The sequence below is a fragment of the Acidisarcina polymorpha genome, from assembly GCF_003330725.1.
GTDB classification, from domain to species: Bacteria; Acidobacteriota; Terriglobia; order Terriglobales; family Acidobacteriaceae; genus Acidisarcina; species Acidisarcina polymorpha.
The window spans coordinates 333,461-353,342 of sequence record NZ_CP030840.1; the positions used below are offsets into that span (position 1 = coordinate 333,461).

Sequence of the window (19,882 nt, forward strand, 5' to 3'; positions counted from 1 at the left end):
AAACTCTGCTCTCAGGTGTTCCATCCGAAAAGGAGCGTTCACACATTCGTCCGTTGGAGTGCAGACCTTCATCGATTCCGCCGTCTTGATCAAGCTATTTGATCTCCTCTTCAGGCTCGCTTGAACCAGACTTAAGACGATACAGTAAACGCTACCATATCGGTCCCGGCGGTTTGGACAGCGGCAGGTCGGACATACAATCGGACCGACTGCACGTGATGACCTAAGTTGAGCCGCAACCCAGCGTGGTTTGGTGCAAAAGCCAGCGCGATACACCCGGAGCCCGAAACCGGGAGTACTTCTTCCGTCCGATGGCGAGATCATCCCGGCGCAGAAAACGCTTCCCAAGGAAATCCTTGACACTTCTATCCGTGCATGAATAGGATTCTCGCGTTAACGATAAAGTAGTGGTTGTCTGTCGACTAAAACGCAGCCTGATGCAATCCGGACCGCCACGCTCGTGAAGTAAATTCTTGGGAGACCATCATGAAACAGTCGCTCGTAAAGCACTGGAATCCACTCCGGTACCTCAGCACCCCTTTGATCCTATGTTGTCTTCTGGTACTCACGTCCTTTACCGCCCGCGCGCAGCAGGCTACCGCGAGCGTCAACGGCGTGGTCACTGACCCGTCAGGCGCCGCAATTCCGGGCGCACGGGTGCAACTCGCAAACGTCAACACGGGCGTGATCAGGACAACGACTACCAACAACGACGGAGCCTATGACTTTCCCAGCGTGGCGCCAGGCGGCTATGGGATGCAAGCCTCTGCAGACGGCTTTGCCGCGGTGTCGCAACCGCCGGTAACGCTCGAGGTCAGCCAAATTGCGACGTTCAACTTTCAACTGACCATCGGCGCTGCGACCAGCAACGTCACCGTGACCGCCGCTCCGGCCGCGATGCAGACTTCAAGTTCCGAGTTGGGTACGGTCGTTTCCACAGCAGAAGTGAACAACCTGCCTCTGAATGGCCGCAACTTCACTCAACTGTTGACGATCACCGCAGGCGTGGCCAATATCAATACCGACCAGAACAGCGGCGGAGGCGGTGGGTGGAACGGTAAAACGATCGGGACCACCGATATTCCGGCGGTCAATGGAGCCCGCAACCGCAGCAACATGTTTATTCTGGATAGCGCGAACGACTTGAACACTCTGTCGGGGGTATACAACTATGCCCCGATCGTCGACGCCATTCAGGAATTCAAGACCCAGGACCACAACGATCTCGCTGAATACGGCGGGGCCGCCGGAGGCGCCGTAACGGTGGTCACGAAGGGCGGAACCAACCAGTACCATGGAGCCGTTTGGGAGTTCCTGCGAAACGAGCAGATGGATGCGCGCGGCTACTTTGAGGCAAACCGCACACCGCTTCGGCAGAATCAATACGGCGCTTCGGCCGGTGGTCCCATTTCCATCCCGAAGCTGTATGACGGCAGGAACCGTACCTTTTTCTATCTAGCGTGGGAAGGTTATCGATACGCATCCGCCCAGGAAACTGGAGCGCTCGGACCGACGGACGCAATGCGCAACGGCGACTTCAGCGCCCTCGGCACCCCGATCTACGATCCGGCGACGACCGTTCTCGACCCTGCCACCGGGGCCTACACGCGGCAGACCTTCACCCAGGAGTACAACGAGCCCAATCCGGCGTATTGCGGCGGCGATATCAACTGCATCCCTGCCAGCCGGATCAATCCAGTTTCGGCGCTATACCAGTCGGCTATCCCGCAGAGCGGCGCTCTGGTGAACGGGAGCAACGTCTTCGTCAGCGGAAGTTCCTGGACCAACCAGGATTCGGGAACGATTCGGGCCGATCATAGCTTCGGCAACAGCGACCAGCTCATGTTCCGCTATAGCCAGTTCGGTCAGTTTGGGATTTCCCCATCGGGCACAATCGGCGCTGGCTTCGATCAGGTCGCCGGGCATAACTACATCGGGCACTGGACCCACACCTATAGTCCGACCGCCTTCTCGGACGTGTACTTCGGCAGAAACTATGGGTACAGTCTGATCGGCACATCCTGGCCTGGCCAGGGCGCGGGATTTACCGGGAAGCTGCAGGCGCTTGGGGTCTCTACGTCCTGGATGACCTTGGACGGCAAACTGTACCCGCCCCAGTTTTCGGCAGACAATTACGTCGGATTTACCGGCTCGCAACTGCAGGGAAGCGGATTGGCGGATAACTGGCAGTTCGGTGGCTCTTTTACCAAGATCGTGGGCAAGCACACGTTTAAAGCCGGCGGCGATTTTGAGACCAACAATTTCGTCTCGCCGATCGCGTATGCCGGATCGAATTTCGGGGTCGCCCAGACCGGGGGGCTTGGGGCCGATCAAGGCGTGGGCGGAAACAGCTGGGCATCCTTGCTGCTCGGTATTCCGCGCGAAGCCAGCTATCGGAATGTCAATGAGGTGGTGCATGGGGGATGGATCGATGCGTTCTTCCTTCAAGACCAGTTCAAAGCCACGAGCCGGCTTACCATCAACATAGGTTTCCGTAACGACATGGTGTTCACGCCGATTTACGGAACCGGCAACGGCGGGAACTTCTATACGGGCGAGGCCAACCCTGTCACCGGACAGTACATCCTCAATGCGCTTCCCCCGAACTGTTCGGCGACCCAGGGCGCGCCCTGTATCCCCAATGGCATCTACACCTCGTCGACTACGCCCGCGCCGGGCGGACTTCCCCCGAACGCGATCGTCCGCTCGAATCCCAGGATGATCAATAATTCGCTGGCCGACTGGGCCATCCGGCTCGGCGGGGCCTACCGTCTGAACGACAAGACGACCATCCGCGGCGGTTACGGTCGCCAGTACGATCTGTGGGCAACCATCATTCAGCTCTCGCAAAACTTCGCCGGCAACTGGCCAGCGGTCAATACGATCGACAATGCCGGGCTGAATAACAACATTCCCACCGTGAATACGGCCGATCCGTTGGGATTAGGCGGCGGTGGAGCGCTCATTTACCCCATCAACGACTTCAGCCAGGTCAGCCAATGGATGGTGGATCCGAACTTCAAAACTCCTTATCTGGACCAGTGGAACATAGGCGTCGAGCGGCAGTTGCCCGCTAACATTGCGCTCGATGCAAATTACGTCGGCTCCGTCGGAAGGCATCTAGACTGGGGCCCCACGATGAATACTCCCCAGCCCGGACCGGGCACCGTGCAGGCCCGGCGCCCTTACCCGTACATGCTGCAGCAGTGGTTTGACCAGAGCGCCGGTGACAGCCGTTACAATGCCCTTCAGATCACAGTCAACAAACGGACGAGCCACGGCGTAACGTTCCTGGCTGCCTACACACTCGGCCACTCGAACGATGACGGATGCGGGCTTGGCGCAAGCTGCAATTCTTCCAATCCGTACAATCGCGCCGCTGATTACGGCACATCTGACCTGAACCAGAAGCACGCGTTTTCAGCGGCGTTCACGGCACAATCTCCATTCACCAGATCTCCCAATAGATGGGTCTCCAATTTTGCCGGCGGATGGGCGCTCAGCGGCATCGTGCAGTTCAGTTCCGGACAGCCCTACACGGTGACCACCGGCAGCGATCCGGAGAATATCGGGTGCTGTTTGCAGGAACGGTTGAACGTGGTCGGTAATCCGAACAGCGGGCCTGGCATCCGCACCCGGGAGCAATGGTTCAACACCAGCGCATTTGTAACACCAGCGCCATACACGTACGGCACTGAGAAGGTGAACCCCTACACCGCGCAGATGCGTCACGAGGTAGACCTGTCCGTACTTCGCCAATTCCATGTTGGGCTCGGAGAACAGAGATTTTTCGAGTTCCGCGTCGACTCTTTCAATCTCTTCAACAACGTCGTCTTCAACACTCCGGATGCGACCATCTCTGACACGACATTCGGACAGATCAAGACCCAGCAAAACTCACCGCGACAGTTGCAAGTGGCCCTGAAGTTCTACTATTAGCCCTGACTGTAGCTTGTAACTACAATGGCTCCATTGCTGCACGCGCTTGCAGCAGTGGAGCCATTCTTTAGATGGAGTGAGCTATGCTCAAAGGCGATGGTGCGGAGGAATGCGTTTAGAGTTGCTCATTCTTATTGGCTCTCTGGCGCCGGGTGCGATCGCGTGTGGACAGAGCGTCTCGCCGGGTCCGATCCGGTTCGAAGATATCGCCCAAAAAGCTGGCGTGCATTTTGTCACTGAGAACAGTCCGACCGCAGAGAAGCACCAGCCCGAGACCATGCCCGCCGGCGTTGCATTGTTCGACTACGACGGGGACGGGTTTCTCGACATCTTTCTGGTCAACGGCGCGGAGATGCCGTCCCTGGTGAAAACCGGCCCGAAATACTACAACCGCTTGTTTCACAACAATGGAAATGGAACCTTTACCGACGTCACCGAACATGCCGGGCTCGAGGGGGCAGGTTACGGAATGGGCGCAGCAGTAGGCGATTTCGATAACGATGGCCGACCCGACCTGTTTGTCGCCAACGTCAACGGAAACCAGATGTTCCACAATAACGGTAACGGCACTTTTACGGACGTCACCGCCAAAGCCGGTGTGAGTGGAGCAAAGCACAAGGATCGCAAGATGTGGTCGATTGCGGCGGGGTGGTTCGACTACAACCGCGATGGACTGCTGGATCTATTCGTGGTGAATTACTGCGACTGGGACCCGCGTTACGAACCCAGTTGCATGGGCATCGATGGCCGCGGTTACTGCCACCCCGACAGCTTTCCTCCCCTGCGAAACACTCTCTACCGCAACAACGGCGACGGGACGTTCACCGACGTTTCTGAAGAAACAGGAATATCGAAGGTCGATGGCAGAGGGATGGGAGTTGCATTTGCCGATTACGACAACGACGGCTGGCCCGATGTCTTTGTGGCTAACGACAACAGCCCGAACCGTCTCTTTCATAACCTCGGAGGAAAGCGCTTTGAAGAGGTGGGCCTGGAGGCTGGAGTGGCTTACAACGACGACGGCAACGTCCTGGCCGGGATGGGTGTGGATTTCCGCGATCTCAACAACGACGGATTACCCGACATCTGGCACACCGCGCTCGAAAACGAGACGTTCCCACTTTATCTCAACAAGGGAAAAGGCAGGTTCGCCAATGCGGGACACGAAAGTGGGCTTGCAAACCTGACAATGCCCATGTCCGGCTGGTCGAACGGCATAGCCGATTTCGACAACGATGGATGGAAGGACCTTGTCGTGGCACGCGGCAATGTGCTGGATAACATCGAGCAAATATCCCGGCACTTTCGCTATGCCGAACCGAACGCCGTGTTTCGAAATCTTGGCAACGGCAAGTACGAGGATGTTAGCGTCTCGGCCGGGGCCGACTTCACGCGGCCGGCGGCGCACCGCGGCCTTGCCTATGGTGACCTCGATAACGACGGCCGCATCGATCTAGTGATCACTGCGCTGGGTGGCCCGGTGAGCGTGCTGCGCAATGTCACCGAAACTCACAATCACTGGATTCTGCTGAAACTGGTCGGATCAAAAAGCAACCGGATGGGGCTTGGTGCACAGATTTGCCTCACCACCGATGATGGGAGGAGACTTTACAACGAGGCCACCACCAGCACCGGCTATGCCGGGTCCAGCGATCCGCGCGTTCACTTCGGTGTCGGCAGTTCGCGCCTTATTCGCGAAATCGAGATTCGCTGGCCGTCAGGTACGCGCCAGCTGCTGCACGACGTGTCGGTGGACCAGGCTTTGGTAGTGACGGAGCCGGGGGAAGGCGCTCAGCGCTAGTGGTGGAGGGTGCGATCACACAGTGTAAACGCATCATGAACGGACCGCTCCTTGGTTGTGGCGCGTTGCTGCTTCTCTTTGGAACGCCGGCCTTTGCGCAACTGCCGGCCGCCTGTAAGCCACCCGCATCCGCGGCGCACCCGCCTCCGGGCACGCCGCCGGCGAGGGTCTATGACGCGGTGGGTGCCTGGTTCGCCGAAAAGGGCGATCTGAAATGCTCTGTGGCGGCATTCGAGGAGGCGTTGCGTCTCGATCCGCATTCGGCCGAGGCGCATTTCGATCTCGGGCTTGCCCGGCAACGCGAACAGCGGACCGATGCCGCCGTCCGCGAATTTCAGCTCGCCTTACAACACGATCCTAAGTTGCTGCAGGCGCGCTGCGCACTCGGCTCGGCGTTGTCAGACCAGGCTGCGGCAGAAGCGGAATTTCGCAAGGCGCTCGCGAGCGATCCGCAGCTTGTCTGCGCGCTGGATGGCCTCGCCCAGGTTCTCTTCAACGGCGGCCGGTACGATGCCGCCCGGGATTACTGGCAGCAGGCTGTGCGCCTTCAACCCGATGATCCCGATTTACAGCTCGCCTTGGACACCGCCGTCTACAAGACTGCCAAAGCCCGCCAGGCCGATGGACAGCCGCCAGTCGAAGGCTCGACCGTGGCGGACGCAATTCGCCTTCTTACGGGATTGATCGAGAAGCATCCCGGCACGACTGCCGCCCACTTCACGCTCGGCAACATTTATGCCAATGAGCGGCGCTTTCGCGAGGCCGCTGACGAATACCGCATCGTTGTCCAGCAGGACTCCGCGGACACGATGGCGTTAGCCGCCGAGGTCAAGGCGCTCGTCGATGCGGCTGCGTTCACCGATGCGCTTGCGCCGGCCCGCGACTATGCGCGCCTGAGGCCTAACGAGCCTTCGGCACATATCCTGCTCGGGATGGTGTACCGCGGTCTCGGTGACTACGCCAAGGCAGAGCCGGAACTGGAGCTTGGGATCGCCGGCGCACCGGAGGATTTTGCGGCGCGGTATCAACTTGGCTTCGTTCTGGCCAAGCTCGGCAAACCTGGGCAAGCGCTGCCCCAATTGCGAAAAGCAGTGGCGCTGAATCCGGCAGACAAGTCGGCCCAGTTCCAACTTGCGGCAGTCCTGCGCTCGCTCGGTCAGACTGAAGAAGCGGGTAAGATCGTCGAGCAGTTCCGCAAGACGACCGATGTTGAATTCCGAAACAGTCAGCTGACCTCGGACGGCATTAAAGCCAACGATTTGCTCGAGGCGGGAAAGCCGGCGGAGGCCGCCGAAATCTATCGCCGCATGCTTGAAGAGAAAGGCGACAGCGCCTGGACCGCCTACAACCTCGCGCTGGCGCTGGAAGCGATGCATGACACGAAGGGGGCTGAAGAAGCGCTTCGCAGAGGTATTGGTGTCGACCCGACATTGGCGAAGCTTCGCGCCGAATTAGGCCGCTTGGAACTTACAGACGGTGACACTGAATCTGCCCAGCAATCACTCCAGTCAGCCGTGGACCTCGAACCGCAGCTCGTCGACGCCCGCGGCAACTTGGCCATGATCTTCGCCAGAAAGGGCGATCTCTCGACTGCCGAGAAGCTGCTTCGCCAGGCTCTCGAAGACGATCCGCGGTATATCGAAGGCCATCTCAACCTCGGCCTGATTCTTGCCCAGCAGGGGAAATTGCCTGGCGCCAAGCAGGAGCTCGACCAGGCCGTCACGCTCGATCCTCAGGGTCCCGACACCCTCTCCACCGTCGGTAAGGCCCTGGCGCAGATGGGCAAGATGAGCGAAGGAGTCGCCCTGCTGCGCAAAGTGGTGGTGCTGAGGCCCGATCTGGCCGCCGCCCATCTGGATCTCGCGCTCGCGCTCGCCGACAGTTACGATCTGCCCGCGGCACTGGCGGAGACCGGCGAAGCGGTCCGTCTGGCTCCCCAGTCCGGGGTCGCTCATTTCTATCGCGGCAGGGTGCTGTATGACCTTGGCCGCGCGACCGAAGCACAACCGGAGTTCGAGATCGCCCACCGGCTGGTTCCACAAATACCCGAGCCTCCGTTCTACCTTGCCCTCATCGCGAAGCAGGAGGGCAAGTACGCCGCCGCCGCCGGCCTGTTGGAAGAGACCGTCAAGCTGCAGCCCCGCAACGTGATGGGCTGGTATCTGCTGGGCCAGTGTTATGAAAAGCAGTCCGATACCGACAGAGCTGTAGCGGCGTGGCGGCAGGCCATCGCCATCGATCCGAACCTCAGCCAGGCGCTATTCGGCTTGGCGCGTGCCTTGCGGTCGTCCGATCCCGACGAGTCCGGCAAATTCATGGCCCGGTATACCGAGATCCAGAAGCAACGCCGCATCCTGGACAGTGCGGGCACTCTGGCAAACAATGCTGTGGTCGCCGCCTCCGCCCACGATTGGCCTGAAGCTACTCGCCAGCTGAGTGCAGCCATCGCCGAGTGCGGCGACTGCGCCGTCAAAGCCGACCTCCATAAAAAGCTCGGCCTGATCGACTGTCAGGATGGAGACCTCAACAACGGCGAAAAGGAGCTGCTGGCAGCAAAGGCCCTCAAGCCGGCGGATCCCGAGATCCAGCGCGCGCTGCAACTCATCGCCGAGGCGCGAAACCAGCACACGACTTCTGCCGCAAGGAAGGTGGATTAGTGCGATCCATTCGCGGATCTCTTCCGCTCGCCATCAGTCTCTCGTTGCTCGCGGCTTCCCTGCTTTCAGTGAAGCTACCCGCCCAGATGGTTGGGGGAACTGCTACCGATCAGCCGGTGCGCCCTCTTCCTCCCGGCATGAAGGCGCCCATCGTCGATTTTCGCGACCTGGCCGCGCAGGCCGGGCTCACCGCGAAGGTCATCTCCGGCGAATTGGACCAAACCTACATTGTCGAAAATACCGGCACCGGCGTGGCGATTTTTGATTACGACAACGACGGACTCCCCGATATTTTTCTGGTGCAAGGTGACCGTCTGCAGAGCTCTGCTCCGCCGCTGACTCCTCACCTTTACCACAACCTGGGCGGCCTTCGTTTCGAGGACGTCACCGCAAAATCCGGCATCGGCCACCTCGGTTGGGGGCAGGGAGTCTGCGCGGGCGACCCGGACAACAACGGCCACGTCGATCTCTTCGTCACCCAGTGGGGACACAACGTCTTCCTGCGCAACATGGGAAATGGCGTCTTCCAGGAGGAGACGAAAGAGCGCGGCCTTGACCGGCCCGAGTCGCGATGGAGCACCGGATGCGCGTTCATCGACTACGACCGGGATGGCTACCTCGATCTCGTGGTGGCTAATTACGTCGACTTCAAAGCACAGGATTCGCCGCGGCCTCGCTCCGAAAGCGGCTGTAACTGGAAGGGCATGCCTGTTCCTTGCGGACCCCGCGGCCTGAAGGGCGAGACCATGACCCTCTATCACAACGACGGTCACGGGCATTTCGTCGATGTCACGAAACCGTCAGGAATTGAAACCCCGCGTGAGTACTACGGATTTACTGTGCTCACTGGCGACTTCGACAATGACGGCTGGCCCGACATCTTTATCGCCTGTGACTCTACCCCCAGTCTCTACTTCCACAACAAACGCAATGGAACGTTCGAAGAGATGGGCCTCGCCAGCGGACTTGCGGTCAACGAGGACGGCCGCGAGCAGGCCGGCATGGGAGCCACTGCCGCCGACTACGATGGCGATGGGCGTCTGGACATTTTCAAGACCAATTTCTCCAACGACACGGATACGCTTTACCGGAATCTTCCCAATAACGTCTTCGACGACGTCACCAGCGCAACCGGTCTCGCGGTTCACACCCAGTACGTGAAATGGGGTGCGGCGTTCCTGGACTTTGACAACGATGGCTGGCCCGACCTGTTCGTCGCGGACGGCCACGTGTACCCGTTCGTGGAAAAGTACAACCTCGGAGAAGAATTCAAACAGCCCAGGCAGTTATTCTGGAACCGCGGCGACGGCCAGTTCTTCGATGTGTCTTCGACCGGCGGCTCCGCCCTTACGGCAAAACACTCCTCCCGCGGCATCGCTGTCGGCGATCTCGATAACGACGGCTCCGAAGAGATTGTCACCGTGAATCTCTTCGAGGCTCCATCGCTGCTCAAGAACTTTGGGCCTCGAGGCAATGCGCTGCTTGTCCGCGCGCTTACCGCAACGGGACGCGACGCGGTCGGCGCGCGCATCACTCTGACCGTCGGAGAGCGGAAAGAGATCGACGAGGTCCGAAGCGGCGGATATCACATATCCCAGGGAGATTTCCGCGTCCATTTCGGCATGGGCCATGCTGCCAAAGCAGACCTGACGATCCGCTGGCCCGACGGCCCTGTGACCAACGTGGAAACGATTCACGGAGTGGACGCCAATCAATGGATCGTCGTCCGCGAAGGCCGCGGCATCATCGAGCGGCATGCCTTTGCTCACACCGCGCCGTAGTGCGGTTAATTAGGCCTTGAATTGACACGGTCGCTCCGCCAGCGTTGCACAGGCTGCTGTGATCGCGTTATCTCCCTAGCGTGGACGTAAGTCTAAGCCCGGCCAGCCTGCCGCCCCAGAGACAGGCTGGTGGTCATGTCTACAAACGAAAAGCACTAGCTTGCGGCCGGGTACGTGGTGTACCCCTCTGGCCCCGGTGTGTAAAAGGTATTCTTATCCGGGTCGGCGAGAGGAAGGCCCTTGCGAAAGCGATGAACGAGATCCGGATTGGCAATGAATGGCCGGCCGAAAGATACGAGGTCAGCAAGCCCGTCCTCGATGACCTTGTTGCCAGTCTCAAAGGTAAAGCCATCTCCGATGTTGTAGAGGGATCCGCAAACTTACGTTGCATTTTTACAACCCGCTGCTGTGAGCTTCAGCAAATACAGCTCCTCCCAGGCATGTCGCCGTGCAAACAACCGAGCGCATGATGAACACGATTCTCAGAAAGCTCGGGGTCACATGGGTGGTGCACAATGTGTCTTTGCACGGAAATGCCACTTCGATACGGAGCAATGATGAGTCCACGGCATCCTCAAGGCAAGCTCAACCGCAGAGAAATGCTTCGCCTGTCCGCCGCCGCAGTAGCTGCGTTGCCGACTAACAGGGTTTTCGTTCCGGCCATTGCCCACGCTGCCCCTGCATCGTCGCCCCTGCCCGAGAACCAGCTCTACTCGGGCCTGCTCAAGACCTGGTGCGACGGCCTCATCGCCCGTCAGATTGTGGCGATGCGCGATCCGGCATTCTATGGCGGGTTGCTCTGTCCTGCCTGTGCTCTCATCCACGGTCGCTGCGGCGACGCGGTCTACCCGCTGCTCAAAGTGGCACATACCACCGGCGATGAAAAATACGTTCGCGCGGCAAAACTCGTCTATGAATGGTCTGAGGCGCAGGTGAGCTGGCCGGACGGCAGTTGGATCAACGATGTTACGCTCGGCCATTGGCAGGGCATCACTGTCTTCCATTCCATCGCGCTGGCCGAGGCCCTTACACACCACGGTGCGGTGCTTGACACGGCCACGCGCAGCGCCTGGACCCAGCGCCTTGCGGCAGCGATCCAATTCCTTGATCACTTCATCAGCATCGAAACCGGTAACGTCAACTACCCCGCTACGGCTACATTGGCCTTCGTGCTTGGTGGCCAGGTGCTCGGCCAGTCCCATTACATCGACCGCGGCCGCAAGCTCGCTCAGCGAGTCATGGAGCAGTTCACTCCCGAAGGCTTCCTCTTCGGTGAAGGCCATCCCCTCGACGGGGTCTCGCCCAAGGGCTGCCGCCCCGTCGATCTAGGCTATAACGTGGAGGAGTCGTTGCCGGCGCTCGCCTTGTACAGCCTGCTTGCTGAGGACAAGCACGTAGAACAGCAGGTGATCGCCGCTCTCAAAACGCATATGGAATTTCTGCTTCCCGATGGCTCGTGGGACAACAGCTGGGGCACGCGCAACTACAAGTGGAGCTGGTGGGGCAGCCGCACTAGCGATGGCTGTCAACCCGGGTACCTGCTCATGGCCGGGCACGACCCGCGCTTCCGCGAAGTTGCTCGCCGCAATACGGAGCTGATGGCAGTCTGCACGGAAGACAGCCTGCTCTATGGCGGCCCGGACTACAAGGCCCACGGGGACCTGCCCTGCATCCATCACACTTTCCCCCACGCGAAGGCCCTGGCCTCGGCGCTCGACCGCGGCGTCTTCCCCGCAGTTTCCGAGCGGCCCGCGCTTCCGCGCGACGAGCCCTACGGCATCAAAAGCTTTCCTTCGATCGGTACACATCTCGCCAGCGTCGGTGCTTGGCGCGCCACTGTCATCGACTACGACTGGGAGTATCAGGAGCATGCGCAGGCCAGCAGCGGTGGTGGCCATGTCACCGGTGGCACCCTCTCTTCGCTTTACCACATGGCGCTCGGCCCCATTCTCACCGCCAGCATGACCCAGTACGAGCTGATCGAGATCTCCAACCAACAACAGGAGCGCGCCGCACCGCACATGCCACTCACCCCGCGCATCGAGTGTATCTCCGGTGACACATACACGAACCTGAATGACTACAAGGCTACGCTCTCGGCGACACGCTCGAGCTTGGGAGCAGTCTTCGAAGCCCATGGCCGCTTGATGAGCAACGCGCACAAGTCGATGGAGGGCGATGGCATGCGGTATGACGTGCGCTGGACGATAGCTGAATCAAGCGTGGAACTCGCAGCCAGCGCCACCGGCCAGTTGCCGGCGTCAGCTTCGCTGCAATTGATCGTCCCGCTGATTGCCGGAAAGGGCGAGCGGGTCGAGCAGTTGAGCCCGCAGAGCGTCCGTATCTCGAAGTCCAAAGGTTTACTCATCGTCAGCATCGACGCCGCCCATCGCTTCGACCCGATTCCCGGCGAGCGCACATTCAATCTTGTCCCCGGGTTCGAAGCAGTGCCGTTGATCGTTGCAATTCAGTCCGGTAAAGAGGTGCGCCTGAGGATTGAGGCTGGTGATGCTGGGAACACATGATGTATTGGGATGCATAGCTCAGGATGCCTCCAAGAAACCTTGACAGTATGGTTATCGACCTAACAGCACCTATCGATGCTCCTTCTTCAGGATGATGGGTCTGCCAGAAGCTGCCACTGTCTGCGCGCAAACTTAAGTCGCCGGGACTTTGCGTCGTCGTTCCAGCCATTCGAGAACTATCGCTATGATCAAGAAGATTATCGAGACGCTGGACAGAAACATCATCCTTTGCGACGCAATGACGTAGGCTGTCCCTATCAGGGCAAGCAGAACACATGCAGCTGGAGCCGTATGCCTGAAGACCGTTCTGGTCGCAAGCGCTCCGGCACGAAATGTCATCACAATCCCAATTACGAATGCGATCAGCGTTGCCAGTTGCCACCCAGGTGTCATCGGAATATTGATGATGGCGTGGGCGATCATGGAAGGGATCAGCGAGCGAGTATAGGCAAAGACGATGCCCAATCCTGCGGCGAGACAAAATAGACTGGCGACCATCGTGATGTTGTAGGCGTTGGGAATCAAATATTGTCGATGCGCGAAGACAAACAGGCACGATGTTCCCACGATTGCGGGGCCATCACCCCAATCTTCAGCCAGGCGCCGCTGGTAGTAGCCGCGAAACAGTAACTCCTCAAGGACCGGAACCGCTGCATAGCTAAGGACCGCTGCGAAAAGCCAGAACTGCCATCGACGCCAAGACATATCAAAGAAGGCCTGCCGCCAGGGTGCCATCGCGCCCAGAGGATGAACAGTGTCGACCAGGGAATGGATGAGCACCGGGCATTCCGAAAGACACGCCGCGGTGACGCCCGCCGACAAGAGCCAGCCCCAGGTGTTCCCAGCTCGCGTCAGCCCGTAGGCTGCAGGTCCGCGTCGCCGGTACCACCAGTTCAATGGAATGATCAGCAGGAAATACGATCCATACTGCAGGAGCCAGATCAGCAGCAACCGGCGGGTAGCAAGCAGCAGGTCGGCGTCTGTGGCATGGGCGGTGAGGAGATCTAAGGGACTCGCCGGCACAGCGAACTGCCAGTGCACCATCAAGCTGATGATCTTGTCCTCAAGCGCCCCTGCTGCAAGATAGATACTAAGCACTTCAAGAAGAGCAGCTGTTCTTTTCAACGCCCCCTCGTTTTTCACTGGCTCAACAGCTTACACGAGCATTTGTCGGATTGCAGGGAGGTTGCTGGATACTTTTGATCTAACCGCTGTCGCCCTGGCATCTTGTCTACACATCCGGAAGATGCCCGGGCCAATTCAAAAACAAAGTGGAAGGGCAACTGAGGTGTTCTTGAGAAAGAACGGGCGATGGATAAACACCGGTTGCCATGTTTACTCCGGCAGCTGACGACGAAGCGTATGGATCGAGCTACACGAAGCGTGAGCAATGCACATTTAGCAACTCGACCTCTTGCTTCGTGGAATTAAAAGCCAGCGTTATGACCTCAGCGACCCTCAGGTCAAGATAATCTTGCGAGCTTCTCCTTCCGGGTCATCGGCCATTCGACACTCGTTGTCCCAGATCATCGCGCGATTGGTGTTCGGATTGGTGGGCGCCCAGTTTAATCCCGGTATGCTCGGATTCCCGGTTGCAGCAAATGCCGCCCACGAAGACGCCATCTTCTTCGCCAGCGCCTGCGCCTGCGGCGTATTACCCGTCCCCTGCTCACAGCGCTTCGTGTTATCGAAACAGAATTGAAGATCCGCCGTATGCCATGCGCCAGGCACACCATCGAGAATCGAAGTCTGCCACGTGAAGTAGTATGCGTACGCTGGCGCGGCCTGCAGCGCATGTTTCTGTTGCGCCATCTTCACCACGTTGTTTCGCATCCCGAGCCCATTCAGCCCCGGAGTTCCGCTGCAGATATAGGAAAGCGTCTGTATCTTCTTCTGCGGGTACGCCTTCTTCAGCGCCGCCACGATGGCCGTCGCCTTGTCCTCCCCGTACGCCTTGGCAAGGTTTGCATGCCACTCTTCTTCGGTCGGGCGCGAAGACATCTGGTTACCCTCTTCGCTCACCGAACCTACTAGAATCGGCACATTCTTCGATATCTCCGGGGCGGCGTCGAAGAACGACCGCATGTTGATCACCTTCCCGTCGACGCAAGGCGACCACCCTACGCGCGGCGTCCCGGGCGCCCCCGGTCCCATCATGGGGCGACCTGGCGGATTGATCTTCGCAGCCGCAGCGTTCCCGGCCGCAAGCAACTTGGTCCACTCCATTTTCTGAAGCGAACCAATATCGTTCGACGCAAGCCCGAGTTCCTTCATCGTCTGCCGCGCCAGTTCCTTTTGCTGATCCCTGCTGGGAATGTTCCCTCCGCCGCCGGACTGCGCCGCAGCCCGGTGGAACAGGCCGACTGCGGAGGGCATACCCATCAGCGTCGTCACCTTCGATCCGCCGCCCGACTGCCCGTAGATCATCACGCGATTCGGATCGCCACCGAAGTTCTCGATGTTTTCCTGGATCCACTTCAGCGCTGCAACCAGATCCGTCATCCCTACATTCGCCGAGTCTTCATATGCCGAACCGCCAATCTCCGCCGCCTCGAAGAACCCGAGGATATTCAGGCGGTGATTCACCGAGACTTGCACCACCTCGTGGTGGCGCGCCATCTGCGCCCCGTCGTGGGATGGCAGTTCGTAGGATGATCCAAAGCTGAAGCCGCCGCCATGCATGTAGAGCATCACGGGCCGCTTTCCCGTCAAGCCAGGCGTCCAGATATTGAGCTTCAACATATCCTCGCTCTGCCAGCCGTCGTCCCAATCGAACAAAAACGTCTGCTCGATGGCCGTCCACGGGTGCAGGCTTTGCGGGCAGTTCGCGCCGTACGCAAGAGCCGGATACTCGTCCGTCCACGGCGCAGGCGGCTTGGCCGGCAGCCACCGATTTTCCCCAGCCGTCGTTGCCCCATACGGCACTCCTTTGAACGTCAGCACGCCGCCATCGAGAAACCCGCGTACCTTGCCGTACTGCGTCGTCGCCACGGCCGTTCGCGGCGTCGACACATTTCCCGGTTCCTGGTGCGCGCCGGTCTTCACGCTGTCAGAGCCGAAGGCAGGCTTACCCAGCGCAGCCCCCAACCCCGCTGTAGTGGACAGCAGCAGCGCCTCACGCCGCGTGAGAACAACAGATTCCTTTGACTTCGCCATGAACTGCTTCTCCTCTCGTGTTTCTAGAATCATTCGCTTCGGAACTGCGCTGCCGATTCTTAGCAGCGCAATCCTGGTTATTCCGGCAGCGCGTATTGCCCATCAACGTGGAACTTGCCCGTAGCAACGGGCGCTCCCGTATCTGGCTGCCCGCCACCTACGCTGATTATGTACTCGCCTTGGGCGATGATCGGATTCCCATCCTCCGTCACCATCCCCATGTCGCGTGGTTTCAGATCAAAGTGCATCTTCTGACTGGCGCCGGCGTCGAGATGAACGCGCTCGAATCCGCGAAGTGCGATCCGCGGCGCTCCCTTGACATCCGGGAACTTCAGATAAAGTTGAACGACCTCGTCGCCGGCCAGCTTGCCCGTGTTCGTCACGGTCACATCCACCCGCTGTCCGGCAGCAACGGCCTGTGGCGGGATACTGAGATCGCTGTAACTGAATTTCGTATAGCTCAATCCGTAGCCAAATGGATAAAGCGGCTTACCGGTGAAGTAGCGATACGTACGATTCGCCATGCCGTAATCCTCGAAGTTGGGCAACTGGTCCACGCCCTTGTAGAACGTCACCGGCAGCCGTCCCGCAGGATTGTTTTTGCCGCTCAGCGTCTCGGCGACAGCTGCTCCGCCCTCTTCGCCTGGGTACCAGGCTTCGACGATGGCGTTGGCGTGCTGGTTGATCCAGCTCACGGCCAGGGCGCTGCCGTTCATTAGAACAACCGCCAGCGGCTTGCCTGTAGCCGCCACGGCTTCCACCAGGTCTTCTTCCGGCTGCGGCAAGTCGATGCTGGTGCGGTCTCCCCCGAGGAAGCCCGGTTCACTGACGGGCATCTCCTCGCCTTCGAGCTGGCTGGTGATGCCCACGACCGCGATAACGGCATCGGCGGACTTGGCCGCCGCGATTGCTTCGGGCGAGACACCGGTCTGCGCTTTGTTCCAGATCAGCTCCGCATGCGGCTTGTTGCTCTGCGTGCCATAGGTCATGCTGATCGTCGTCTTAATCCCCTTCTCCAGGCGAAGACGGCCCATACCGGAGGACAGCTCTTCGCCTCCGCCGAATGCCGCTGCCACCTGCTTGTCATCTACGGTGAGCCGGCAGAAGCCGCGGCAGCGAACGCCGAGCTGATAGTCTCCGGATTCAGAGGGCGTCAGCGTCCCCGACCATTGCGCGCCATAAGCTTTCTTCCCGGCAACTTCCTTGGGCAGATTGCTCTCGCTCAGGTTCACATTCGCTTCGGTGCGCGTCAGGATCGGCGTGGTCTTCGACCCGGGAGACATGCGGCCTTCGCTGTATTCAGCTTTGAGGCCGGGTTTGCCGTCGGGCGTGGTCAACAGCGCATCCGGCACCAGTTTTCCATTTGTGCGCAGAAACTGCGTTCCCGGAACATAAGTGATCGTTGCATTGGGGAACTCAGCATGCAGACCGTCGAGAACGGAGACGATGTGCGTTGGCTGGCCAGCGTAGTTGCCGATCAGCGGACGAGTCTGATCCGCCAGCGGACCGACAACAGCAATCTTTTTGATCTCAGGTTTGAGCGGAAGAACTCCGTCATTCTTGAGCAGCACCATGGACTCGTTCGCCAGCTTGCGTGCATGAGCCCGGTGTGCTTCGCTATCGAGCTCCTTCTCATCAATTTTTGCGTATGGGACCATGTCAGTGGGATCGAACATGCCGAGCTTGATGCGCGCGGTGAAGAGGCGAATGAGCGCGGTGTCGAGCGTGTTCTCAGGCAGGTAGCCCTGCTGCACGGCATCGATGTAAGCCTTTTCGACGGGTTCGCCAAAGCGAGAGGTGAAGGTGACGCACTCGTTGTCCATGCCGCGCAAGACAGAGATTGCGGCGCCCTGAGCCTGCGTGGGCCGATAGCGATGATTCGCCGCAACGTCGCGAACCGCATCGCAATCGGAGACAACGTAGCCCTGGAAGCCCCACTTCCCGCGAAGCTGATCTTGAAGCAGGTACTGGTTGGCGCAGGCAGGCTCGCCGTTGATAGCGTTGTAAGCGCACATGACGGATCCCGCCTTGCCCTCGGTCACGGCGGCGCGGAAGGCGGGCTCGTATGTGTCCACTTCATCGTGCTTGCTCACGTCGACATCGGCGAAGTGACGGGTCGGCTCCGGTCCACTGTGCACGGCGAAGTGCTTAGGCGTGGCAATAGCGAGGTAGTACTTGGGGTCGTCGCCTTGCAAGCCGGTAACGTACGCTACGCCCATGCGACCGGTGAGGAACGGATCCTCGCCGTAGGTCTCCTGCCCACGGCCCCATCGCGGATCGCGGAAGATGTTGAGGTTGGGCGACCAGAAGTCGAGGCCGCCCATAATGCCGGTGTGTCCTTCGCGCTGGTTCTGCACGTGCTTGATTCGGCCTTCAATGCCAATCTGCGCGGCCATGGTGTGGATGCCCGCTGCGTCGAAGGTCGCCGCCAGGCCTACCGGCTCGGGATACTCCGTCACACCCTGGTTGATGACGCCATGCAAGGCCTCACTCCACCACTGATACGCGGGGACCTGGAGCCGGGGAATGGCGGCCGAGTTGTTTTGCATCTGCGTCGCCTTTTCCGCCAGCGTCATGCGACGCACCAGGTCGGTGGCCCGCTGCTCTGGGGAGAGCTGCGGATTCATGTAAGGAAGATTTGCGGGTTCCTGAGCCACTGCAGTGGGTGCCGCTGAAGCAAACAGGAGTGCTACGCTGCAGGCGGCAATGCATTCGATGATTCTCGTCACACGAGTTTTCATACTTCCTCTCCAAAGCTAATTTCAGCAAGCGCGCTCTAGTGCGCCTCAGACGACTTGAAGACCATTGCCGCGAACTGATGCAGATAGTCTCTCCAACTGGGCCATGCGTGAAAACCGCCGCTCTCGTGCTCCTCCACATTGATACCGGCATCTTTCAGGATGGCCACGGTGGCATGGCTGTTCTGAAGCGCGATGTCGTACTTGCCCGCATCCACCCAGAACAGGCGAAACGGCTTGCCCGACGCGCGGTACTGCGCCACGTCCGTGTCCTGCTCTTCCTTAATCGAGTTGGGAAACCATCCGGAGCTGAAGACGCCCACGTAGGCGAAATCCGCTGAGTTGTCGAGCGCGATATTCAAGGTCTGCAGACCGCCCATCGAGAGGCCAGCGAGAGCGCGGTGGTCGCGGTCAGCGATGGTGCGATAATGCCCGTCGATGTAGGGCAGCACCACCTTTACCAGGTCATCGTTGAAGGCGTCATGGCCCATGCGGACGCCCGGCGTCAAACGGAACTCCGTGGAGATGTGGCCTGCGGGCATCACGATCAGCATCGGGACAGCTTTCCCGCTAGCGATCAGGTTGTCGAGAATCGCACCTGCCCGGCCGACCGTAGGCCATGAGTCATCAGAGTCTCCTCCCCCGTGAAGCAGGTAAAGTACAGGCAATCTCGCACTGCCGTTCTCGTAGCCCGGCGGTGTGTAGACGTGCATGCGGCGTTCGCCGCCGGTGGCAGACGAGTCATAGTAGACCGTTGAGATTGCGCCGTGTGGTACGGCCGTTTTGTACTCCGTGAAGTCCGAGCCCGGAACTTCGTACATGCTGAACGCGTGGGTCAGCGATTGCGAGGTGAGCGGATTCCGCGGGTCCGTCGTGCTCACGCCATCCACCGTGAAGGTGTAGCGATAGACTCCGGGCTCGATCGGACCGATGGTTGCTTCCCAGATACCCTGATCCCCCTTAGTAAGGGGCACACCAGCCATGTACTTGTTGATCTCTTGCGGCGTGACTCCCGGTGTGGCCTCCGGGCCCTCGGCATGCAGCTTCACCTCGGTGGAGTTCGGCGCCCAGATGCGAAACCGGACACGACGGTCGGGCTCTACCTCGACCGATTTCAGCGTGTCGTTCGGTGTGGGCGCCGGCATTTGCATCGCCGGCCAAGGCGGCTGTGCTGCGGGTTGCTGAGGCGCCGGCTGCGCATGAACGTACAGCCCGACGCATAGCGCCCCGAATACACAAACCGGGCGCAGGACTTCAGTTCTCAACCGCATCATTGGATTCTCCT

9 protein-coding genes are annotated in these 19,882 nt (G+C 59.7%); 5 read left to right on the top strand and 4 right to left on the bottom strand.

Going from position 1 to position 19,882, the window contains the following annotated elements; all coding sequences use genetic code 11:
• Positions 1–486 precede the first annotated feature (486 nt).
• The 5 genes from ACPOL_RS01555 (at position 487) to ACPOL_RS01580 (ending at position 12,703) form a co-directional block, all read left to right on the top strand.
• Entirely contained in the window at positions 487–3,939 is a 3,453-nt protein-coding gene (locus ACPOL_RS01555) for a carboxypeptidase-like regulatory domain-containing protein (RefSeq protein WP_114205498.1), read from the top strand.
• 109 nt (positions 3,940–4,048) lie between these two features.
• On the top strand, positions 4,049–5,740 hold the full coding sequence (locus ACPOL_RS01560) for a CRTAC1 family protein (RefSeq protein ID WP_114205499.1): 1,692 nt from the start codon (positions 4,049–4,051) through the stop codon (positions 5,738–5,740).
• A gap of 35 nt (positions 5,741–5,775) precedes the next feature.
• Positions 5,776–8,397: a tetratricopeptide repeat protein gene (locus ACPOL_RS01565; protein ID WP_114205500.1), complete on the top strand. Its 2,622-nt coding sequence runs from the start codon at positions 5,776–5,778 to the stop codon at positions 8,395–8,397.
• Complete coding sequence (locus tag ACPOL_RS01570; protein WP_114205501.1) at positions 8,397–10,178, top strand: CRTAC1 family protein; 1,782 nt, start codon at positions 8,397–8,399, stop codon at positions 10,176–10,178. Before ACPOL_RS01565 ends, ACPOL_RS01570 begins: the two co-directional genes overlap by 1 nt.
• Positions 10,179–10,732: 554 nt before the next feature.
• Positions 10,733–12,703, top strand: a complete 1,971-nt coding sequence (locus tag ACPOL_RS01580) for an ulvan lysase-like protein (RefSeq protein ID WP_114205502.1) — start codon at positions 10,733–10,735, stop codon at positions 12,701–12,703.
• 132 nt (positions 12,704–12,835) lie between these two features.
• On the opposite strand, the gene ACPOL_RS01585 is transcribed toward ACPOL_RS01580, so the two are convergent.
• The 4 genes from ACPOL_RS01585 to ACPOL_RS01600 form a co-directional block, all read right to left on the bottom strand.
• Positions 12,836–13,828, bottom strand: a complete 993-nt coding sequence (locus ACPOL_RS01585) for a CPBP family intramembrane glutamic endopeptidase (RefSeq protein ID WP_114205503.1) — start codon at positions 13,826–13,828, stop codon at positions 12,836–12,838.
• A 333-nt stretch (positions 13,829–14,161) separates the two neighbouring features.
• Entirely contained in the window at positions 14,162–15,859 is a 1,698-nt protein-coding gene (locus ACPOL_RS01590) for a carboxylesterase/lipase family protein (RefSeq protein ID WP_114205504.1), read from the bottom strand.
• Positions 15,860–15,936: 77 nt separating this feature from the next.
• On the bottom strand, positions 15,937–18,600 hold the full coding sequence (locus tag ACPOL_RS01595; protein ID WP_114205505.1) for a glycoside hydrolase family 3 C-terminal domain-containing protein: 2,664 nt from the start codon (positions 18,598–18,600) through the stop codon (positions 15,937–15,939).
• Between the two features lie 35 nt (positions 18,601–18,635).
• Entirely contained in the window at positions 18,636–19,871 is a 1,236-nt protein-coding gene (locus ACPOL_RS01600) for an esterase (protein ID WP_114205506.1), read from the bottom strand.
• Positions 19,872–19,882 lie beyond the last annotated feature (11 nt).

Excerpts from the sequence above, each read along its gene's own strand:
- ACPOL_RS01555 (WP_114205498.1), top strand. The coding sequence starts at position 487 with ATGAAACAGTCGCTCGTAAAGCACTGGAATCCACTCCGGTACCTCAGC.
- ACPOL_RS01560 (WP_114205499.1), top strand. The coding sequence starts at position 4,049 with ATGCGTTTAGAGTTGCTCATTCTTATTGGCTCTCTGGCGCCGGGTGCG.
- ACPOL_RS01565 (WP_114205500.1), top strand. The coding sequence starts at position 5,776 with ATGAACGGACCGCTCCTTGGTTGTGGCGCGTTGCTGCTTCTCTTTGGA.
- ACPOL_RS01580 (WP_114205502.1), top strand. The coding sequence starts at position 10,733 with ATGATGAGTCCACGGCATCCTCAAGGCAAGCTCAACCGCAGAGAAATG.
- ACPOL_RS01590 (WP_114205504.1), bottom strand. The coding sequence starts at position 15,859 with ATGGCGAAGTCAAAGGAATCTGTTGTTCTCACGCGGCGTGAGGCGCTG.
- ACPOL_RS01595 (WP_114205505.1), bottom strand. The coding sequence starts at position 18,600 with ATGAAAACTCGTGTGACGAGAATCATCGAATGCATTGCCGCCTGCAGC.
- ACPOL_RS01600 (WP_114205506.1), bottom strand. The coding sequence starts at position 19,871 with ATGATGCGGTTGAGAACTGAAGTCCTGCGCCCGGTTTGTGTATTCGGG.